This is a genomic window from Bacteroides caecigallinarum (assembly GCF_021530995.1).
Classification (GTDB): Bacteria; Bacteroidota; Bacteroidia; order Bacteroidales; family Bacteroidaceae; genus Phocaeicola; species Phocaeicola faecigallinarum.
Genome location: NZ_JADYTF010000177.1, coordinates 1 through 4435, shown reverse-complemented (window position 1 = coordinate 4435; position 4435 = coordinate 1). Strand labels below are relative to the sequence as shown.

At 38.1% G+C, this 4435-nt stretch carries 5 protein-coding genes; 2 read left to right on the top strand and 3 right to left on the bottom strand.

The features are described from left to right. Positions 1-277 (top strand): PD-(D/E)XK nuclease domain-containing protein (locus I6E24_RS15515; protein WP_235329522.1); only part of this gene is annotated, 277 nt, incomplete at its 5' end. 66 nt (positions 278-343) lie between these two features. Here I6E24_RS15515 and I6E24_RS15510 read toward each other — a convergent pair. From I6E24_RS15510 to I6E24_RS15500, 3 genes are all read right to left on the bottom strand, one after another. Continuing rightward, positions 344-565 (bottom strand): hypothetical protein, encoded by a 222-nt coding sequence (locus I6E24_RS15510; RefSeq protein ID WP_235329520.1) that lies wholly within the window; start codon positions 563-565, stop codon positions 344-346. Between the two features lie 190 nt (positions 566-755). After that, positions 756-1082: a hypothetical protein gene (locus tag I6E24_RS15505; protein WP_235329518.1), complete on the bottom strand. Its 327-nt coding sequence runs from the start codon at positions 1080-1082 to the stop codon at positions 756-758. 2 nt (positions 1083-1084) lie between these two features. Further along, on the bottom strand, positions 1085-2209 hold the full coding sequence (locus I6E24_RS15500; RefSeq protein WP_235329516.1) for an AAA family ATPase: 1125 nt from the start codon (positions 2207-2209) through the stop codon (positions 1085-1087). A gap of 392 nt (positions 2210-2601) precedes the next feature. On the opposite strand from I6E24_RS15500, the gene I6E24_RS15495 reads away from it, so the two are divergent. After that, positions 2602-4176, top strand: coding sequence for an ATP-binding protein (locus tag I6E24_RS15495; protein ID WP_235329514.1), 1575 nt, complete (start codon positions 2602-2604; stop codon positions 4174-4176). The last annotated feature ends 259 nt before the right edge of the window (positions 4177-4435 follow it).

Below are 4435 nucleotides of genomic sequence, written 5' to 3'. Positions count from 1 at the left end.
TCAGGCAGTGTTCTATCTTGTGTTCAGACTGTTGGGGCAGTTCATCGATGCAGAGGTACGCAGCGCAAACGGCAGGGCTGATGCTGTGGTGAAGACGGAGAAATTTATCTATGTATTCGAATTTAAATTGGACGGAAGTGCAGAAGATGCCTTAAAACAGATTGACGACAAAGGATATATGATCCCTTACACTCTTGACAGAAAGGCCATAATCAAAGTCGGCGTAAACTTTGATATGTCAATAAGGAATATTGCAGATTGGAAAGTGGAGAAATAAAGAATTGCCGGCACGATATTTGAGAATCATGTCATTACTAACTAATTTCAGACTAATGCAGATACATCACAAATTATTATAATTACTATTAAACCATATCCTGAAAATAGGGTCCGACAGATATAATCCATCCTTACGTTCTTCTATCAGCTCTTTTTCTATAAGGGTGTTTTTAATGCGGGTAAAATTAGACTTTGTCCCCAAGTTATATATATCCATAATCTCCTTTACTCTGTCAGTAAAATTCTCATTTTCAACTGAAACACCATAAACGAAAGCTTTTTCCATTGTTCATTGTTTTGAATATACGAATACAAATATACACAATTCTTAGTTGGTTCACAAGTTTGTGGACCACAAACTTGTGAACCAATAGTGATTATCATGTAAAGTTGGAATTGTCGACACGATATTTCAGACACATAACTCAGGGTGGTTATTCCAAGATAAGACAAGTGATATTATTATCTCATCAATTTTACAATTCTGCTACTCTAACACCGTCTTTCAGTCTGCTGACATGAGCATGCCCATTACCATCATCAAATGTGAATTTATGAATAAAATCATCGTAACAGATAATTTTCAGATTATATGTGTTATTTTCTTCTCCATTTATATAATGTGCAGTACCTGTCTCAAATGCTCTTATGGGAATACCGTCTTTTGAATCAACCAGATCAAATTTCTGTTCCGATGTCTCCACATCTTCAGGAATCGACTCATTTGCAGACATCACAAGCGCATTACCTCTCTGTATTGCATTCAAAATCCCGACTATTTCAGTCTTCAATATCTGTTCCATACTCACAATGAATTAAATTCAGTATACATTTCTGTTATAGGCTCTGACATCGAACGCGTATCGATGATAGGTCTGGCATTAAGCGTCTTCAATTGACCTGTAGTACCCTCAAAAATTTCATATACATTCACGTCTTCCGGGCGTATGAAAACTTTTCCCAATTCCTTGGTTCTGCGAATCAGGACATTCAAATAATTGACGATGTAAGGGCTATGGGTGGCAAGCATCAATGTCATATTGTATGGATGTTCAAGCATGAAACAACGGTTGACAAGGAAATCTATCAAATGTCTCTGGCTATCAGGGTAAAGGCTTAATTCAGGTTCCTCGATAAACAAATGCACATTTTTATTCTTTATTTCACCGATATTCTTTGTTGTATTGAATGCATCAAGTTTATCATTATCCTGCAAATAACTGAACAAAGAAGAGTTCATTGATTTTTGCGAATCGAATTTCTTGGAGTAATACTCCACTATCAGACTTATTGGAGTCACTGTTTGCATTCCCGAAGATGAATTTCGCAACTGAATAGAACATGGATCTCCATCAGTGCTCTTAATCATATATTTGTCGCCTTTGGAACTTTTTTCAATCTTCAACTCTACATTGAGATAATTCAACGGCAATTGACGAATGGAATCGGCAGCAAGAAGAAAGTTCTCCAATGTATCCTGTAGATGATAATTGGCATTCTTTCTCTCAATCTTATTTTCCAAAAAGTCCGGTATCATTGAACGCTTGTCAGATATATAGCATATTTTTTCGAGGCTGAGATCGTCTGCAGGTATGTCTGCCTGTGCATTCAACTTACCGTTCACATAAGAAATAGTATAGTCATTCCTACGATAGACAATTTCAGTATCATCCTTCAAGTATTCATTCAACTGAGATGTCTTTAAGAGTGTCTTCATCTGAATGCCTATACCTGTTTTTTTAATCTTAGCCTGTCTGACATACGAACGGAGTACTATACGCTTATAGATCCATCTGAACATAGAAAGAACCTTCATAACTGTACTCTTGCCACTTCCGGACTCCCCTATAAGGACTGTAAAAGGGGCGATGTTGTCTAATTCAATATCTACAACCGGACCAAAATTTTGTATTCGCAAATATTCGTTCATACTTTGCTACATTTTCTGATTTAATATTCCATTTCCATTTCTTAATCCATCAGCCGGGAATATAAATATCATGACCACTGATGAATGGAATACAAAAATACAAAAATCCGTGACATGACACTCAACTATCCATGACTTTAATAAAAAACGATTTTATCTATCTTACAGACATATCGATTTTTTTCTTTTATTGTTTGTTATAATTTCTTTACATTATATATTTGAATTGTCGGCACGATATTTCAGAAACACCTCTGGCGGATGGTGCAGGATGGTTATTCCAGAGAGACAATTAAAGGTGAGACAATTTTGTAATTCAACAGTTTTACATTAAATTTGCCTAAAACGAAGAAAGAGAATCGGTAATATCCATCAATTTAAAACGGTTACGCATGAAATATCCTATCGGAATACAGAGTTTTGACCAGATTATAGAAGAAGGTTATGTATATGTAGACAAGACAGACATAATACACCGGCTGGTGAATGAAGGGAAAATTTATTTCTTCAGCCGCCCGCGACGCTTCGGAAAAAGTTTGCTGGTGTCCACCCTTAAGAATTATTTCCTTGGACGAAAAGAACTTTTCAAGGGACTGGCCATAAACAGCCTGGAATCGGAATGGACTGTTTATCCTGTATTTCATTTAGATTTCAACGGGTCTAATTTCATTGAAAAAGGTGTATTGGAGAAACGTCTGCACACTTATGTCAAAGATTGGGAATCGGAATATGGTATCGTTTCGGATACAGAGCTTTTGGACTTAGGAGGACGTTTTCTGAAAGTCCTCAGTACCGCACATAAGCTGACTGGGCAACGGGCTGTAGTTCTGATTGACGAATATGACAAACCGTTGCTGGATGTACTTGATGTGGACAAAAATCTGGAAGAATGCAACCGAAACATATTAAAGGCTTTCTATTCAGTATTCAAGGCAGCCGACGAACATCTAAGGTTCGTACTTCTTACAGGGGTGACAAAATTCTCGCAGGTTAGTGTGTTCAGCGGCTTCAACCAGCCCAAAGACATAAGCCTGGATGCACGATATGAGGCATTGTGTGGCATAACACAGAAAGAGATAGACTCATGCTTCACAGATGCCATATCGGAAATGGCTGAAGAATATAATTATTCTTTCGAGGAAATGCGTGCACAACTGAAAAGACAGTATGACGGATATCATTTCAGCAAGAGAATGACTGATATATATAATCCGTTCAGCCTACTGAATGCCCTTGACAGTAAAGATCTTGAAGATTACTGGTTCCGCTCCGGCACTCCTACTTACCTGATTCGTCTGCTCAACCATTTCAATGAGAATGTAAACGAGCTTACCGGCAAGTATTATAGTCCGGCAGAGTTTATAGACTACAAGGCCGATGTGGAGCGTCCTCTGCCTATGATTTTCCAGAGTGGTTATCTCACCATAAAGGATTATGACATGGATTTCAATACATTCCTTCTGGATTTCCCGAACAACGAGGTGAAGAACGGATTCCTTACGATGGCAACGTCATCATATCTTAAACCGGAGGAAGAGACAGAGGGGTGGATACGCAGTGTCGTAGTGGCTATGAGGAAAGGTGATGTCAAAACATTACAGACAATGTTCACATCTTTTCTGGCAAGCATCCCGTACACGATTCGCCGTAAGGAAGACGAAAGGGAACGTGAACGTTATTTCCAGTATACATTCTATCTCATCATGCGACTCATAAGTGTATACACGGTACATATAGAGAAGGTCCAAAGCCAGGGACGTGTGGACTGTATAATAGAGACTCCGGGATATGTCTATATCTTTGAATTCAAGCTTGACGGTAGTGCTGACGAGGCTTTGCTACAGATAGAGGAAAAAGGATATGCCAGAGAGTATGAATCAGATTCGCGAGTTATATATAAAATAGGCGCGAGCTTCTCGTCGGAGACAGGTACTATAGAAGATTGGAAGGTTATAGCCAATAATTAAGAAACAGTGCCGGCTATGTGGAATTAATTATCGCAAAGCCGGTATTTTTTGTATCCTTATAAATTTGTCTTTATTTACTATAAGTAAAAAATCATGTTCATCCGACATTTCGCGTGATAGTTTATTAAAGAGGAAAACCGCTGCACAAATTGTATATTTGAATAAGCACAAGCAAACGTACAATTATGAACAGCAGTTTTCTATATCATGCGTGGGGTCTATACACCCACCAATGTACTCGTGAGGAATACAAAGATAA